We start from the raw sequence: 15,091 nt of genomic DNA on the forward strand, positions 1-15,091 counted from the left end.
TGGCTCCGCCACATGACCGTTCACGGCGCACGCCGATCGCACGCACCGAACGCCGCTCCTTCTTCCACGTAGATCCATCAGAAGCCCCCTAGCGGCGCCAGGGGCCCGTCACCGCGAACGTGGTGCCGGGCGTGTAGCAGTTGACGTACATCGTGTCGCCGTCGGGCGAGAAGCTCACCCCGGCGAACTCACCCCACTCGGGCTCCTGCTCGGTGCCGATGTTCTGCCGGTTGCGGGCCATCGCGTAGACCTCGCCCCGCCTGGTGACGCCGTAGACGTGCTGGGCGCCGTTGCCGTCCTCGCACACCATGAGTCCGCCGCTGGGCGCCAGGCAGATGTTGTCCGGCGACTCGCCCGGCAACCGCACATCGGTGTCCGGGCCGAACACGATCACCAGGGTGAGCCGGCGGCACTCCGGGTCGTAGCGCCAGACCTGCCCGAAGTGGTCGGCGGCCGAACCGTCCGAGCGGCGGGCGAAGGACGACACGAAGTACACCGACCGGCCGCCCCAGTAGCAGCCCTCCAGCTTCTGCGCGTGTGTGATGCCCCCGCGGCCGAAGTCCTGGAACCGGATCGGCGTCCGCGCGGCCTGCGGGTCCGGGACGTCCACCCACTCGACGCGGTCGAACTCGGCGCCGACGTCCTGGACGGAGGACAGGTCCGGCACCCCCGGCACGCGCATGGCCTGGAGCCGGCCGCCCGCGCGCAGCGAACCCCGTCCGCCCAGCGGGCGTCGTGGCAGGAAGCGGTAGAAGAGGCCGAAGGGCTTCTCGAAGGCGTCCTCGGTCTCGTACACCACGCCCCGCCGGGGGTCGACGGCGATCGCCTCGTGCGCGAAGCGGCCCATCGCGGTCAGCGGCACGGCCCCGGTGCGGTGCGGGTCGGCCGGGTCGACCTCGAAGATGAAGCCGTGGTCCTTGGTGTAGCCGTTGGCACCGGCTTTGTCCTCGGTCTCCTCGCAGGTCAGCCAGGTGTTCCACGGGGTGGGGCCACCGGCGCAGTTCACGGCCGTACCGGCGATCGCGACGCGTTCCGAGCGGACCCGGTTGTGGGAGTCCAGCGTCAGCGCCGTACAGCCGCCCTCGGCGGCCGGGTCGTAGGTGAGACCCTCGACCGTCGGGACCGGCACCCTGCCGTTGACGCGGTTCTCGTGGTTGCGGACCAGGTGGACGCGGCCGCCTCTGCCGGGGAAGGCCGACATGCCGTCGTGGTTGGAGGGGACCTTGCCCTCGCCGGAGCGGAGTTCGTCTCCCTCGCGGGAGAGGACCCGGTAGCCGAAGCCCTCCGGCAGGTCGAGGACGCCCTCGGGGTCGGGGACGAGCGGGCCGTAGCCGGTGCGGCCGAGGCCCTGTGCGGCGGCGGTGCCGGCGAAGAGTTCGGACAGGGCGCCGGAGAACGCGATTCCGACGCCCAGGGCGCCCGTTCCGGCGAGCATCTGACGTCGTGTGGCGGAGCGACCGGACGCGGTCATGGGGAAACCTTCCTGCTGGCGGACAGGAACTGTGATCCCGCTGTGTCTATCACCTGGTGCGGGCGGCGGGAACCACGCGCGTAGCACGGGTCACTGCTCGACCGCGCGCCGCAGCCGCTCCATGGCCTCTTCCACGCGGTCGACGGCGCCCTCCGACAGCTCCGCCGGCTCCGCCCGGTCCACCGCCTCGTCGGCGTGCCCCTCGGCCGTCGCGGAGGGCTGCCCACCGCCCCGTTCCAGGAACCGCAGCAGTTCCACCGGAATGGGCAGAACCAGCGTGGAGTTCTTCTCCGCCGCCACCGCCATGACCGTCTGCAGCAACCGGAGCTGGAGCGCCGAGGGCGTGTCGGCCATCTGCTGGGCGGCCTGGGACAGCTTCTTCGAGGCCTGGTACTCGGCGTCGGCGTTGATCAGCCGGGCCCGCCGCTCCCGGTCGGCCTCCGCCTGCCGGGCCATGGAACGCTTCATGGTGTCCGGCAGGGAGACATCCTTGATCTCCACGCGGTCGATGGTCACACCCCACTCCACGGCCGGGCTGTCGATCATCAGCTCCAGGCCCTGGTTGAGCTTCTCGCGGTTGGACAGCAGATCGTCCAGCTCGCTCTTGCCGATGATCGAGCGCAGCGACGTCTGTGCCATCTGCGAGACGGCGAAGCGGTAGTCCTCGACGTTGACGATCGCGGCCGCCGGGTCCACGACCTTGAAGTACACCACCGCGTCGACCCGCACGGTCACGTTGTCGCGGGTGATGCCCTCCTGGGCGGGGATCGGCATGGTCACGATCTGCAGGTTGACCTTGCGCATCCGGTCCACCGCGGGGACGACGAGGGTGAACCCGGGCCGCCGTACCTGCCCGTGCAGCCGCCCGAGCCGGAAGACGACGCCGCGCTCGTACTGCTTGACGACCCGCGCCGCGGAGGCCAGATAGACCAGTGCCCCGGCCCCGACCGCGGCCACCGCACCGACCAGCTCTTCGACCATGCCGACCTCCCCGTCCAGAGGTCCGAAATCTTCGCCTTCTGTCACGATATGCCCGGAAAGCGGTACGGGGCCACGCCCTGCGGGCCGGGGCGGAACGGGGGCGGACGTGAGTGGTCCGGGGCGCGCAGCCGGCGCGCCCCGGACCAGGGTGGGTCGGACGCCCGTCAGGCGGCGGTGAGCTTCTCCGCCGGGGCCCCGGTGGGCTCCGTGACCTTCACCGGCTCGATACCCGTCGCGCTGTGGCGTGCGGCCCAGTTCTCCAGTGCCGTTCGGCAGGCGTGGTCGAGGTGGTGCAGACCCGAGAGGTCCAGCTCGACCGGACGGTCCTGCGGCAGGCCCTCCAGGTCGCCGAGGATCTTCGGCAGCCGCAGGAACGTCGCGTTGCCGGACAGGTACGCCTGGATCGGGCCGGCGCCCTTGTCGATGATCTCGAGCTTGATGTGCGAGGCCTCCCAGGCGGTCTTCATGACCGACAGGGCCAGACCGATGAGCACACCCTCGAACATGTTCACCGCGACGATCGACACCGCGGTGACGACCAGGATGAGCGCCTCACCCCGGTGCTCCTTCCACAGCGGGACCATCTTCTGGAAGGGGATCAGCTTGAAGCCCGCGTGGACCAGGATGCCGGCGAGCGCGGGCAGCGGGATCAGGGCCAGCGTGCCCGGCAGCAGCGCGGCGAACAGCAGCAGCCACACCCCGTGCAGCACCCGTGACGCCTTGGTCTTCGCGCCGGCGCTGACGTTGGCGGAGCTGCGGACGATGACCGCGGTCATCGGCAGCGCGCCGAGCACACCGCAGAGCGTGTTGCCCGCGCCCTGAGCCATCAGTTCCTTGTCGTACCGCGTGCGCGGGCCGTCGTGCAGCCGGTCCACCGCCGCGGCGCTGAAGAGGCTCTCGGCGGAGGCGATCAGGGTGAAGGCGATGATCGTGCCGATGATGCCGATGCCGACGCCGCCGAAGGTGTCCGGTCCGGGCGGCTGGATGGAGCCCAGCAGGCCTTTGACCTCGACGGTGGCGACCGGCAGGTTGAACAGGGCGGTGGCCGCGATGGCCAGGATCACCGCGGCGAGCGCGCCGGGAACGGCCTGCGCCCGCTGGGGCAGCTTCTTCCACAGCACCATCACCGCGATGGTGGCCGTGCCGAGCGCGAGGGAGGTGAGCGCCGCCGTGCTGCCGGCCGCGTCGACGGCGGCACCGGGCAGGCCGAGGATCTTGTCGATGCCGGAGGCGGGCGCCTTCAGCCCGGCCGTCGCGTACAGCTGGCCGGCGATGAGCACCAGACCGATTCCGGCCAGCATGCCCTCGACGACCGAGACGGATATCGCGCGGAACCAGCGGCCGAGCTTCAGCGCGCCCATGATCAGCTGGAGCAGGCCGGCGGCCAGCACGATGATGCCGAGCGCCGGCAGCCCGTACTCCTGGACGGCCTCGAAGACGAGCACGGTCAGACCGGCGGCCGGCCCGGACACCTGAAGGCTGCTGCCCGGCAGGAGTCCGGTGACCAGGCCGCCCACGATGCCGGTGACCAGGCCGAGTTCGGCCGGGACACCGGAGGCGACGGCCACGCCCACGCACAGCGGGAGCGCGACCAGGAACACGACGAGCGAGGCGGTGAAGTCCTGCCTGAGATGCGGGAACTTGGTCATGGAGTTCCTCACAACTTCTCGAAGGAGTCGGTGTCCGCACGGTGTTCGCGCACGACTCCCGTGTGCACCTCGTAGAACCAGGCGCGCAGGCCGAGTCGGCCCTCGGCCAGCCGGCGCTCGACGCAGGGGTAGGACCGCAGACGCAGCACCTGGGCGAGAGCGTGGTTCTGTACGGCCTCGGCGACGGCCGGATCGGCCGGGTCGGAGCACTCGGGCGCGTCGGCGGCACGTGCCAGCCAGTCGCGCACCGCCGGTACGGCGGCGAGGTCGTCGCCGCGTACGACCGCGCCCACGGCGCCGCAGTGCGAGTGGCCGCAGACCACGATCTCCTTGACGCCGAGGACCTCCACGGCGTACTCGATCGTGGCCGCCTCCGATGTGGGGTGCTCGAAGGAGTGCGGGGGAACGACGTTGCCCGCGGTGCGCAGCTCGAAGAGCTCGCCGGGACGGGCGCCCGTGATCAGGGCCGGTACGACCCTGGAGTCGGAGCAGGTGATGAAGAGGACGTCGGGGGACTGGCCCTCGGCGAGGTGGGCGAACTCCTCAGGGCGCTGTCCGAAGGTGCGGGCGTTGTCGATGAGGGGTTGCATGAGTGTGGTGATCCTCCTGGCGCGCAGTGGGGGCGCGTCGGACGGGCATGACAGAGGGTGGGGGGAACTGCTCTGCTGCTCAGCAGCGAAAGACCTGAAGCGCCGCCGGGGTGTGCGACGTCGAGGATCTCGATGTGCGGTGGTGCGCGGCGCCGGGTCCGGCCGCTTCGGGTGCCGCCGGCCGGATGCGCCGCTGCATCGGCCGATCGGGGGCCGTGGGCGCCGAGTCGGCGGTGTGGGACCGGTCGCGGGTGCGCAGGGGACCGGTCGGGTCCCCGTGGTGTCCGGCGCGGCAGGAGGCCGTCTCGTCGCGCAGAGCCTTCCCGGGATGCTTGTGTCCGGGGCGCGAGGACTTTCCGGAGGGCTTCGTGCCGGGCTGGGCGTGGGCCTCGACCTGACCGTGCGTATGCGCGGATGCGAAGGACACGGTGGGTGCGAAGAACTGGAGGGCGAGCAGGGCGGCGGCGAGGATCGAAACCACGGTCCGCACCGTCGTACCTCGGAACATGCGCCCCCCTTCAGCCGATTGACACGTCCAGCGCTGACCAACACTTGGTCAATGACTGGTCAAGAAACACGTTAACCCTGCAACATCGTTTGCAGGGTTAACTTAACGTTTCCAGCTGAAGAGAGCCTGAAAATTGTAGGTGGGATGGCCTGAACAGGCCCTGTCCACCGCCCGGTCGGCGCTGTAAAGGGGCTCGGCTACCGGAAGTCGACCAGCTTGCCCGCGTCACGGGCGAGGGCGGTGAGCCGGGATATGGCCCTGAAGTACTTCTTGCGGTACCCGCCGTTCAGCATCTCGTCACTGAACAACCGGTCGAAGGGCAGACCCGAGGCCAGCACCGGCACCTCCCGGTCGTAGAGCCGGTCCGCGAGGACGACGAGCCGGAGGGCCGTCGACTGGTCGGGAACCGGCCGCACCCCGGTGAGGCACACGGCCTTGAGCCCGTCCGTCAGAGCGCCGTACCGGCTGGGGTGGACCCGGGCGAGATGCTCCAGGAGGGGCGAGAACGCGTCGAGGGAAGCGCCCTCGGTGGTGTGCGCCGCCTTCGTCACCTGTTCGTCGGAGTACGGCGGCGGCGCCTCGGGCAGGCCGCGGTGGCGGTAGTCCTCGCCGTCGATGCGCAGGGCGCGGAAGTGGGCCGACAGGCCCTGGATCTCACGCAGGAAGTCGGCCGCGGCGAACCGGCCCTCGCCGAGCTTGCCGGGCAGCGTGTTGGAGGTGGCGGCCAGCGCCACGCCCTCGTCGACGAGCCGGCCGAGGAGCGTGGAGACCAGGACGGTGTCGCCCGGGTCGTCGAGCTCGAACTCGTCGATGCACAGCAGGCGGTGACCGGACAGCGTCCGGACCGTCTGCTGGAACCCGAGGGCGCCGACCAGGTTCGTCAGCTCCACGAACGTGCCGAAGGCCTTGAGCGCGGGCTCGGCCGGGGTGGCGTGCCACAGGGACGCGAGCAGGTGGGTCTTGCCGACGCCGTAACCGCCGTCGAGATAGACGCCGCGCGGGCCGGCGGGGGCCTTCTTCGCCGCCTTGCCGAAACCGAACAGCCGCCGCTTGCCGGAGCCCGCGGCCGCCTCGGAGCCGAGGCCCGCAGCGAAACCCTCCAGGACCCGGACGGCCTCCGTCTGGCTGGGCTGGTTCGGGTCGGGGAGGTATGTACCGAAGCGGACGGAGTCGAACCGCGGCGGCGGCACCATCTCGGCGACCAGCCGGTCCGCGGGCACCCGCGGCTCACGGGCGCACAGGGACAGCGGGGCCGGGTCGGTCAGGGGGCCGGTTCCGGAGGGGACGGGGGAAGAGGACACGGTTCACCATGCTACGGGGCGTGGAACACTGCACGGCATGCGACGTCTGTTCCCTGTGACCGATGAAACAGCAGCTCCGGCCCCGGGCGGCGGGTCCGGTGGGGACGCCGGACGGGAGTGGAGCCTGGACGAACTGGCCGCCGCGTACGCCTATCCCGCGCCGGGGCCCGCAGGCCCGGCGCCGTGGCTGCGCGCCAACATGGTGTCCACGCTGGACGGTGCCGCCCAGCACGACGGCCGTTCGCAGCCCATCTCCAACGCCACCGACATGCGGATCTTCGGCACCCTGCGGGCGCTCGCGGACGTCGTGGTCGTCGGCGCCGAAACGGTGCGCAAGGAGGGCTACCGCCCGGCCCGCGCGCGGGAGGACTTCGCGGCGATGCGGGAGGCGGCCGGACAGCGGCCCGCCCCCGCGATCGCGGTGGTCACCGCCGGCCTCGACCTGGACTTCTCGCTTCCGCTGTTCGCCTCGCCCCTGGTGCCCACCCTGATCCTCACCGGCGCCGCGGCCGCCCCGGACCGGGTCGCCACCGCGGAGAAGGCGGGCGCCAGGGTGGTGACCGCGGGGGACGGCCTCGGCGTCGATCCCGCCCGCGCCGTCCGGGCCCTCGCCGACCTCGGGCACACCCGGTTGCTGACCGAGGGCGGCCCGCGGCTGCTGGGCCAGCTGGTCGCGGCCGGTGTGCTCGACGAGCTGTGCCTGACCGTCGCCCCGATGCTCACGGCGGGCGACGCGCAGCGCATCGCCGGAGGGCCGGCGGTCACCGTCCCGCACCGCTTCGAACTGGTGTCGATCCTGGAGGAGGACGGTTTCCTGTTCACGCGCTACGGGCGTGCCTGACGCACTGAACCGCCGGTCGCGGGGTACAAGATGTCGACGGTCGGACAGTCACACCGGCTGATCCGTCCGGAAGCGGGGCTGAGGTCGCCATCGGTCCGTTCATCGGCGGAATGTGCCATTCCGTTTGGTCTGCGGAGGGCACACTGGGTCCGCAATGCCCGTGCGAACACGGGCAGGATGGTTTCGGCGGGGCCCGGCGCGGCCCGCGGAGGAGCGGGGCCACGGGCCCCCGGAGCAGAAGGGGCGCCTGGTGTTCACCAGCGTATTGATGATCGAGAAGGCGCTGACGTCCGCCGACGTGGAGTTCGTCACCACCTTGCACGGCGAGGAGCCGGTCTCCTTCCAGGTGCTGCTGCAGCCGCGCGGAGAGCAGGCGGACCGCCTGCTGCGGGCCATCGACGACGTGGCGCTCGGCGAGCTCGACGAGGCCGTCCGCGAGGGGGAGACCCCGGAGGGCGAGGAGGCGCTGACCGTGGGGCAGCGGGCCCTGGAGGTGTCACTCGCCGCGCTGCGCGCCTCGGGCAGCGCGGCGGAGGGGCGGCTGATCGAGGATCACCCGCTGGACGCGCTGAAGTCCCTGGTGGAGGAGGCCGGGGCGGACGAGGTCATCGTGCTGACCGATCCCCACTACGTGGAGGAGTTCTTCCACCGCGACTGGGCCTCCCGGGCCCGGCACAAGGTGGGGGTGCCGGTACTGAAGCTGTTCTCGCACAGCAAGGCGTGACGCCGGGCTGTGAGATCCGCCGGGCGCGGGCCGCTCGTGGCTGCCCGCGCGGCTCCCCGCGCCCCTGATGGGCATGGCCGCCCCGCGCACGCAATAGGCTTGGCCCCGCTCACCCTCGTCACCCGAACTTGGAGACACACGCATGGCAGCCGGCCTTCCTCCCGCCATGGACCGACCGCACTTCATCGGGATCGGTGGGGCCGGAATGTCGGGGATCGCGAAGATCCTGGCGCAGCGCGGGGCCGCCGTGGCGGGCAGCGACGCCAAGGAGTCGGCCACGGCCGAGGCGCTGCGGGCACTGGGCGCGACCGTGCACATCGGGCATGCCGCCGAGCACCTCGCCGCTGACGCCAGCTGTGTGGTCGTGTCGTCGGCGATCCGGCAGGACAACCCCGAGCTGGCCCGCGCGGCCGAGCTGGGCATCCCCGTGGTGCACCGCTCCGACGCGCTCGCCGCGCTGATGGACGGGCTGCGGCCGATCGCCGTCGCCGGGACCCACGGCAAGACGACCACCACGTCGATGCTGGCGGTGTCGCTGAGCGAACTGGGTCTGAAGCCGTCGTACGCGATCGGCGGCGACCTGGACGCGCCCGGCTCCAACGCGCTGCACGGCGAGGGCGAGATCTTCGTCGCCGAGGCGGACGAGTCGGACCGCAGCTTCCACAAGTACGCGCCCGAGGTCGCGATCGTCCTCAACGTCGAGCTCGACCACCACGCCAACTACGCGTCCATGGACGAGATCTACGAGTCGTTCGAGACGTTCGCGGACCGGATCGCGGAGGGCGGCACGCTGGTGATCGCCGCCGACCACGAGGGCGCCCGGGAACTCACGCGCCGCGTCCGGGCCCGCGACGTGACCGTGGTGACGTACGGCGAGTCCGAGGACGCCGGCGTGCGCATCCGGTCCGTCGTGCCGCAAGGGCTGAAGAGCGAGGTCACCGTGGTGCTGGAGGGTGAGGAGCTGACCTTCACGGTCTCCGTGCCCGGTCGGCACTACGCGCACAACGCGGTCGCCGCGCTGGCGGCGGGCGTGGCGCTCGGTGTCCCGGCGGCCGAGCTGGCCCCGGCGATCGCCGCGTACACGGGCGTGAAGCGGCGGCTCCAGCTGAAGGGCGAGGCCGCGGGCGTGCAGGTCATCGACTCCTACGCGCACCACCCCACCGAGATGACCGCCGACCTGGAGGCCATGCGCGCGGCGGCCGGGGACGCCCGGATCCTGGTCGTCTTCCAGCCGCACCTCTTCTCGCGCACGCAGGAGCTCGGCAAGGAGATGGGCCGGTCCCTCGCCCTCGCGGACGCCTCGGTCGTGCTGGACATCTATCCGGCCCGTGAGGACCCGATCCCGGGCGTGACGAGCGAGCTGATCATCGAGGCGGCCCGGGACTCGGGCGCGGACGTGACCCCCGTGCACGACAAGGCGGACGTGGCGTCGGTCGTCTCGGGAATGGCGAAGCCCGGGGATCTCGTTCTCACCATGGGAGCGGGCGATGTCACCGACCTCGGCCCGCTGATCCTGGACCGTCTGTCGAACTGAGGGGCTGAAGGCTCATGCCGTACGACGTGGAGAAGCCGGACGAGCAGTGGCGTGCGGAGCTGTCCCCGGGGGAGTACGCGGTCCTGCGGCAGGCGGCCACCGAACCCGCCTTCACCGGTGAGTACACCGACACCAAGACCCGGGGCGTCTACTCCTGCCGCGCCTGTGGCGCGGACCTGTTCACCTCGGACACGAAATTCGAGTCCCACTGCGGCTGGCCGTCGTTCTTCGACCCGAAGGACACCGACGCGGTCGAGCTGATCGAGGACCGTTCGCACGGCATGATGCGCACCGAGGTGCGGTGCGCCCGGTGCGGCTCGCACCTCGGGCACGTGTTCGCGGGCGAGGGGTATCCGACGCCCACGGACCAGCGGTACTGCATCAACTCGATCGCTCTGCGCCTGGCCCCCGAGGAGGGCTGAGGCGCCGCTCAGCGGACGCGGCACTCCTTCCGGGCGAGGGTGCCGGGCAAGGACCTGCCGCCGCGACGGGTACGGTTCGCGCCGCCGCGACGGGTACGGTTCGCGCCGCCGCGACCCCACCGGTTCGCGCCGCCGCGACCCCACCGGCTCACGCCGCCGCGACCCCACCGGCCGCCGCCCGCGGGAACCCCGCACTGCGCAGTACCCGCCTCCCCGCGTCCACCGCGAACACCTCGCAGTTCTCGCGGGCCGCCGCCCACGCGACGCCCTCCGCGCCCAGCGCGAACGCGGCCGTGGCGACGGTGTCGGCCTCCGTCAGGGTCGGGGCCACGACGGTCATGCTGAGCAGGCCGGTCGCGGGGCGGCCGGTGCGCCCGTCGAGGATGTGGTCGCCGCGTTCGTAGCGGGCGGAGGTGGCCACCGCCCGGTCCGTGACGTCCAGGACCGCGCACAGCCGGTCGGCGTGCTCGGGGTGCCGTACGCCGACGCGCCAGGGGCCGCCGGAGGCGATCACGTCGCCGCCCGCGTTGAGGCAGAAGCGCCGCGCCCCGGACGCCCGCAGCAGCTCCGCTCCCTTCTGCACCGACCAGCCCTTCACCACGGCGCAGGGGTCGAGGCCGCGGCCGGGCAGACGGACGTCGAAGGCGCCCCCGGTCACGATCCGGTACTCCTCGCACAGGTCCAGGACCGCGCGGAGCTCGGGGCCGGGTTCGCGCACCTCCCCCCGGTCCAGCCGGGACACCTCGCTGTCCTCGCGGAACGGGCTGAACCGCGCGTCGACCTCGCGCAGCCAGGCGAACAGGCCGTCCACCGCTGCCTCGGGGACGTCCTCGTCGTCGATCCGCACCGACACCGGGAACCCCATCACGTGCTCGACGCGCCGCATGCCCCTCAGCCCCTCGCGTCGATGGCGGCCTGGAGCGACTCCTTGTAACCGTCGCTGGTGATCGTGGCGCCGGACACCGTGTCGATGTCGGCGTTCTGCGCCCGCAGGGTCTCGGCGATCAGCTTCGGCACGGCGGCCGTGGTCTGCGGATGATTCGGCTGCCGCAGCATCCGCACCGAGGCGATCTCGTCGCCCTCGAAGGTGACCTGGACCTGCACCGGTCCCTTCTCGGTGTCGACGGTGGACCCCGAGACGACCGTGGTCGTGGTGCCGTCGGGCCCCGCGGACGACGAGACCGAGGGTGTCGATGCCGGCGCCGCGGCCTGCGCGGCGCCCGACGACGACCCGGTGTCGTGCGACGGGGCGTAGCGCCAGACCGGGATCAGGCCGGCGACGCTCAGGACGAGGACGGGCAGGGCTCGCTTCACGACAGTCTCCTCATCCGGCCAGGCTGAAGCGTTCGAAGTGGGTCTGCGACGACGGCACGCCCAGCTCGCGCAGGCTGCCGAGCACCGCGTTCATCATCGGCGGCGGACCGCACAGGTAGACGTCCCGCCCGGCGATGTCCGGCACCAGCCGGGCCAGCTCCCGCGGCGCCAGCCGGTCCGGCACCGGCGGGCCGGTGACCAGGTGCAGTTCGGCGCCCTTGGTGAGCGCGAGGTCGCGCAGCTCGTCGTGGAGCACGGCGTCCTGGTCCGTGGCCACCCGGTAGATCACGACGGCGTGGCCGTGCAGTTCCTCCAGCAGGGCCCGGATCGGCGTGACACCGACGCCACCGGCGATGAGCACGGCGTCCGGGCGGGTGCGGTGCAGGGCGGTGAAGGCGCCGTAGGGGCCTTCAGCGAACACGCGCGTGCCGACCTTGAGGTGCCGCAGGGCCGCGCTGCCGTCACCGGCCCGCTTCACGGTCAGGCGGAGCGTACGGCCGTCGGGGGCGGCGGACAGCGAGAACGGGTTCGCCTGCCACCAGCGGTCCTTCGTCAGGAACCGCCACAGGAAGAACTGCCCGGCCCGGGCGGGCAGCCGGTCCAGGTCGCGGCCGGTGACGTAGACCGACACCACCTGGTCGTTCTCGGGAACGACCGCCGTCACCCGCAGCCGGTGCCGCAGGTTGCGCCGCAGCGGCAGCACCAGCCGGCCGGCGAACACCGAGGCCAGGGCCACGCCCCACACGCCGTACCAGTACGCCGTCGCCGCCGCTGACGAGGTGAACGTGGTCCCGGCCGCGACCTGGTGGGTGAACGCCAGGACCACCGCCACGTAGGTGTACAGGTGGATGAAGTGCCAGGTCTCGTAGGCCAGCCGGCGCCGGGCGTAACGGGCCGAGACCGCGCCGACCACGATGAGGACCGCCAGGGCGACGATCGCCCGGAGCACCCCCTCGACCGTCTCGGCGAGGTCCACCAGCTGGTTCACCGGGTCCAGCGACGAGGCCCGCGCATAGCCGAAGACGATGAACACGGCGTGCGCCAGCAGCAGCCACAGCACCGAGAAGCCCGTCCAGCGGTGCCAGGACGTCAGCCGGTCCATGCCGAGCCGCCGGTCGAACCACGGCAGCCGTGCCACCAGCAGCAGCTGGAACGCCATCAGCAGCGCCGCGTACAGCCCGGCCAGCCGGCCCAGCACGATCAGCGCGTTCGAGGCGAATCCGGCCTGCGCGAAGAAGACGGCCACCACGACGGCGTTCGTCAGCAGCACCGCGTACAGGCCGGTGCGGCCCACCACTTTGGGCCGCACGCCCGGGCGGGTCGCCCCGGGAGGTTGCTGGAGGGTCGTCACGGTCGGCAGCTCCTTGATCGGATCCTGGGATTCGAGTCTGGCGCCGGGGAGCTGTCGGGAAGCTGTCGCTCAACTTTCAAGTTTTTATCGATCGCGCCACGGGAGGGCGGACGGCTATGGCGGCCCACGACGCGTGCAGCACTATGAGTCCGTGGAAAAAGTACGACTTCTCGTCGTCGACGACGACCCGCCCATCGCCGACCTCGTCGCGACCGTCGCCCGCTACGAGGGCTGGGAGGCGGTGACCGCGTACACCGGCGAGGACGCCCTGGTGCGGGCCGCCGAGTTCCACCCGGACATCGTGGTGCTCGACCTGATGCTGCCCGGCGTGGACGGCTTCGGTGTCCTGGACCGGCTGCGCGCCTCCGGCACGATGGTGCCGGTGGTGTTCCTCACCGCGCGCGACGGCGTCGCCGACCGGGTCGCGGGCCTGACCCGGGGCGGCGACGACTACCTGGTCAAGCCGTTCGCCGTGGAGGAGCTGATGGCCCGGCTGCGGACCGTGCTGCGGCGCAGCGCCGGACCCGCCTTCCAGCGGTCCGTGCTCCAGGTCGGCGACCTGACGATGGACGAGGACACCCGTGAGGTGCGCCGTGGCGACAGGCAGCTGTCGCTGACCCCGACCGAGTACGAGGTGCTGCGCTACCTCATGCGCAAGTCGCCCACCGTGCTCACCAAGGCGCAGATCCTCGACCACGTGTGGGAGTACGGCTTCGGCGGCCGCTCCAACGTCGTCGAGCTGGTCGTCAGCCGGTTGCGCCGCAAGCTCGACGAGACCGACGACGGCGGCGCGCCGCTCATCCACACCGTGCGCGGATTCGGGTACGTGCTGCGCCAGGCCGCCGGGTGATCGCCCGGCTGCGAGGGGCCTACCGCGGGATGCGGCTGGGCACCCGGCTGGCCCTCGGCCTCGGCGCCCTGTCCCTGGTGGTGTTCGCCGTCGTCGGCACGGCCCTGACCACGTACATGCGGGACTATCTCGCCGCCCAGCTCGACACGCAGCTGGCGCAGGCCCAGATCGCCCAGTCCAAGAGCATCGCGGACTACGGCACCATCTCCGGCAAGAAGTACTACAGCTGGTTCTACGCCGTGTACGACGTGTCGGACGGCACGCCCGAGCTCCGCAGGCCCGAGGACCCCGCCGATCTGCCGAAGGACGTCGACGACTTCACCTCCCTGGCCCGGGCGCAGACCGCCGCGCACACCGAACTCCTGCGCACCGAGCACCTCAGGGGCGCGGGCACCTACCGGCTGCGCGCCTGCGAGGTCGAGCCCGGTGTGGTCCTGGTCAGTGCCGCGCCCCTGGAGGACATCGAGGACACCGTCAGGCAGCTGATCACCATTCAGGTCGTCACCTTCGCGCTCGCACTGCTCGCGCTGGTCGTCTTCGGCCGCCGGATGCTGCGCCGCGGCCTGAAGCCGCTCAGCGACATGGCCTCCACCGCGCACGGCATCGCCTCGCACGACCTGACCGAGTCGGCGGCCCGGCTGCCGCTGCGCGCCGACGGCCGGGACGGCGGGCCCGAGGTGGACGAACTGCGCACGGCCTTCAACACGATGCTGGAGCACATCGACGACTCCCTCGCCGTGCGCGCGGAGGCCGAGCAGCGGCTGCGCCGCTTCGTCGCGGACGCCTCGCACGAACTGCGCACCCCGCTGATGTCGGTGCGCGGTTACGCCGACCTCTTCCAGTACGCCGCCGCCAACGCCCCCGAGGAACGCGACCGGCACCTGGCCCGGCTGCGCGCCGAGGCCGCCCGCATGGGTATCCTCCTGGACGACCTGCTGCTGCTCGCCCGGCTGGACGCGGCGGAGGCGGAGGCGCCGCTGTGTCTGCGGGACGCCGATCTGGTGGAGCTGGTGGGCCAGGCCGCGGACGCCTTCCGCGCGGGCCGCCCGGACCATCCGCTCACCGTCCTCGCGGGGCCGGGTCCGGTGATGCTGCCGATGGACCCGCTGCGCATCCGGCAGGTCGTCGACAACCTCCTCACCAACGCCGCGGTGCACACCCCCGCCGGGACGAAGGTGTCGGTGGAGGTCGCCCTCCTGCCCGGCGCCGCCGAGGTGCGGGTCGCCGACACCGGGCCGGGCATCCCGCCCGACGACCGGGCCCGGGTCTTCGACCGCTTCTACCGCGTCGACAAGGCCCGCAGCCGCGACCGCGGCGGCAGCGGCCTGGGCCTCGCGGTCGCCCAGTCGCTGGTCCGCGCCCACGGCGGCCGCATCGAGCTGAACAGCGCACCGGGAGCGACGGTGTTCACGGTGCGCCTGCCCGCGCCGGGCGTCCACCCCGCCGACCGGTGAGAGGCGCCCTCTAGTGCCGCAGCAGGCAACGTTCGCCCCGTCGCGACGCCCGGCACGCACTCTCGCCGCACCGGGCGCAAGCCCAAGTACACCCAGTACGA

At 72.1% G+C, this 15,091-nt stretch carries 15 protein-coding genes; 6 read left to right on the top strand and 9 right to left on the bottom strand.

Annotation, left to right across the window (positions count from 1 at the left end; genetic code table 11):
• Positions 1 to 88: 88 nt before the first annotated feature.
• The 6 genes from ABTX62_RS36900 to zapE all read right to left on the bottom strand — a co-directional run bounded on the left by ABTX62_RS36900 (position 89) and on the right by zapE (position 6,500).
• A complete protein-coding gene (locus tag ABTX62_RS36900; RefSeq protein WP_352120274.1) occupies positions 89 to 1,471 on the bottom strand; it encodes an alkaline phosphatase PhoX in 1,383 nt (460 codons plus the stop codon).
• Positions 1,472 to 1,561: 90 nt separating this feature from the next.
• Positions 1,562 to 2,452: a slipin family protein gene (locus tag ABTX62_RS36905; RefSeq protein WP_352120275.1), complete on the bottom strand. Its 891-nt coding sequence runs from the start codon at positions 2,450 to 2,452 to the stop codon at positions 1,562 to 1,564.
• Between the two features lie 164 nt (positions 2,453 to 2,616).
• A complete protein-coding gene (locus ABTX62_RS36910; protein ID WP_352120276.1) occupies positions 2,617 to 4,101 on the bottom strand; it encodes a SulP family inorganic anion transporter in 1,485 nt (494 codons plus the stop codon).
• Between the two features lie 8 nt (positions 4,102 to 4,109).
• Positions 4,110 to 4,691, bottom strand: coding sequence for a carbonic anhydrase (locus ABTX62_RS36915; protein ID WP_352120277.1), 582 nt, complete (start codon positions 4,689 to 4,691; stop codon positions 4,110 to 4,112).
• A 79-nt stretch (positions 4,692 to 4,770) separates the two neighbouring features.
• On the bottom strand, positions 4,771 to 5,199 hold the full coding sequence (locus ABTX62_RS36920; protein ID WP_352120278.1) for a hypothetical protein: 429 nt from the start codon (positions 5,197 to 5,199) through the stop codon (positions 4,771 to 4,773).
• A gap of 197 nt (positions 5,200 to 5,396) precedes the next feature.
• The gene (zapE, locus tag ABTX62_RS36925; RefSeq protein WP_352120279.1) at positions 5,397 to 6,500 is read right to left on the bottom strand and encodes a cell division protein ZapE; all 1,104 of its coding nucleotides are present in this window, start codon (positions 6,498 to 6,500) and stop codon (positions 5,397 to 5,399) included.
• A 37-nt stretch (positions 6,501 to 6,537) separates the two neighbouring features.
• Between zapE and ABTX62_RS36930 the strand changes: the two genes are divergently transcribed.
• The 4 genes from ABTX62_RS36930 to msrB all read left to right on the top strand — a co-directional run bounded on the left by ABTX62_RS36930 (position 6,538) and on the right by msrB (position 10,021).
• Entirely contained in the window at positions 6,538 to 7,341 is an 804-nt protein-coding gene (locus tag ABTX62_RS36930; RefSeq protein WP_352120280.1) for a pyrimidine reductase family protein, read from the top strand.
• A 250-nt stretch (positions 7,342 to 7,591) separates the two neighbouring features.
• On the top strand, positions 7,592 to 8,065 hold the full coding sequence (locus tag ABTX62_RS36935) for a beta/alpha barrel domain-containing protein (RefSeq protein ID WP_352120281.1): 474 nt from the start codon (positions 7,592 to 7,594) through the stop codon (positions 8,063 to 8,065).
• A gap of 142 nt (positions 8,066 to 8,207) precedes the next feature.
• Positions 8,208 to 9,599: a UDP-N-acetylmuramate--L-alanine ligase gene (gene murC / locus ABTX62_RS36940; protein ID WP_352120282.1), complete on the top strand. Its 1,392-nt coding sequence runs from the start codon at positions 8,208 to 8,210 to the stop codon at positions 9,597 to 9,599.
• A 14-nt stretch (positions 9,600 to 9,613) separates the two neighbouring features.
• Positions 9,614 to 10,021, top strand: a complete 408-nt coding sequence (gene msrB, locus ABTX62_RS36945) for a peptide-methionine (R)-S-oxide reductase MsrB (protein ID WP_352120283.1) — start codon at positions 9,614 to 9,616, stop codon at positions 10,019 to 10,021.
• Positions 10,022 to 10,169: 148 nt separating this feature from the next.
• Here the strand turns inward: msrB and ABTX62_RS36950 are convergent, their stop codons facing one another.
• Genes ABTX62_RS36950 through ABTX62_RS36960 form a run of 3 tightly spaced genes read right to left on the bottom strand, consistent with a single transcriptional unit; the run spans position 10,170 to position 12,686 of the window.
• A complete protein-coding gene (locus ABTX62_RS36950) occupies positions 10,170 to 10,907 on the bottom strand; it encodes an FAD:protein FMN transferase (protein ID WP_352120284.1) in 738 nt (245 codons plus the stop codon).
• Positions 10,908 to 10,912: 5 nt separating this feature from the next.
• Complete coding sequence (locus ABTX62_RS36955) at positions 10,913 to 11,335, bottom strand: FMN-binding protein (RefSeq protein ID WP_352120285.1); 423 nt, start codon at positions 11,333 to 11,335, stop codon at positions 10,913 to 10,915.
• Between the two features lie 10 nt (positions 11,336 to 11,345).
• A complete protein-coding gene (locus ABTX62_RS36960) occupies positions 11,346 to 12,686 on the bottom strand; it encodes a ferredoxin reductase family protein (protein ID WP_352120286.1) in 1,341 nt (446 codons plus the stop codon).
• Between the two features lie 151 nt (positions 12,687 to 12,837).
• On the opposite strand from ABTX62_RS36960, the gene ABTX62_RS36965 reads away from it, so the two are divergent.
• Both ABTX62_RS36965 and ABTX62_RS36970 read left to right on the top strand, forming a co-directional pair.
• Entirely contained in the window at positions 12,838 to 13,536 is a 699-nt protein-coding gene (locus ABTX62_RS36965; RefSeq protein WP_352120287.1) for a response regulator transcription factor, read from the top strand.
• Positions 13,533 to 14,990, top strand: a complete 1,458-nt coding sequence (locus tag ABTX62_RS36970) for a sensor histidine kinase (protein WP_352120288.1) — start codon at positions 13,533 to 13,535, stop codon at positions 14,988 to 14,990. Before ABTX62_RS36965 ends, ABTX62_RS36970 begins: the two co-directional genes overlap by 4 nt.
• The last annotated feature ends 101 nt before the right edge of the window (positions 14,991 to 15,091 follow it).

Origin of the sequence: Streptomyces sp. NPDC096046 (genome assembly GCF_040303285.1) — a bacterium.
In the GTDB taxonomy this organism is placed as follows: Bacteria; Actinomycetota; Actinomycetes; order Streptomycetales; family Streptomycetaceae; genus Streptomyces.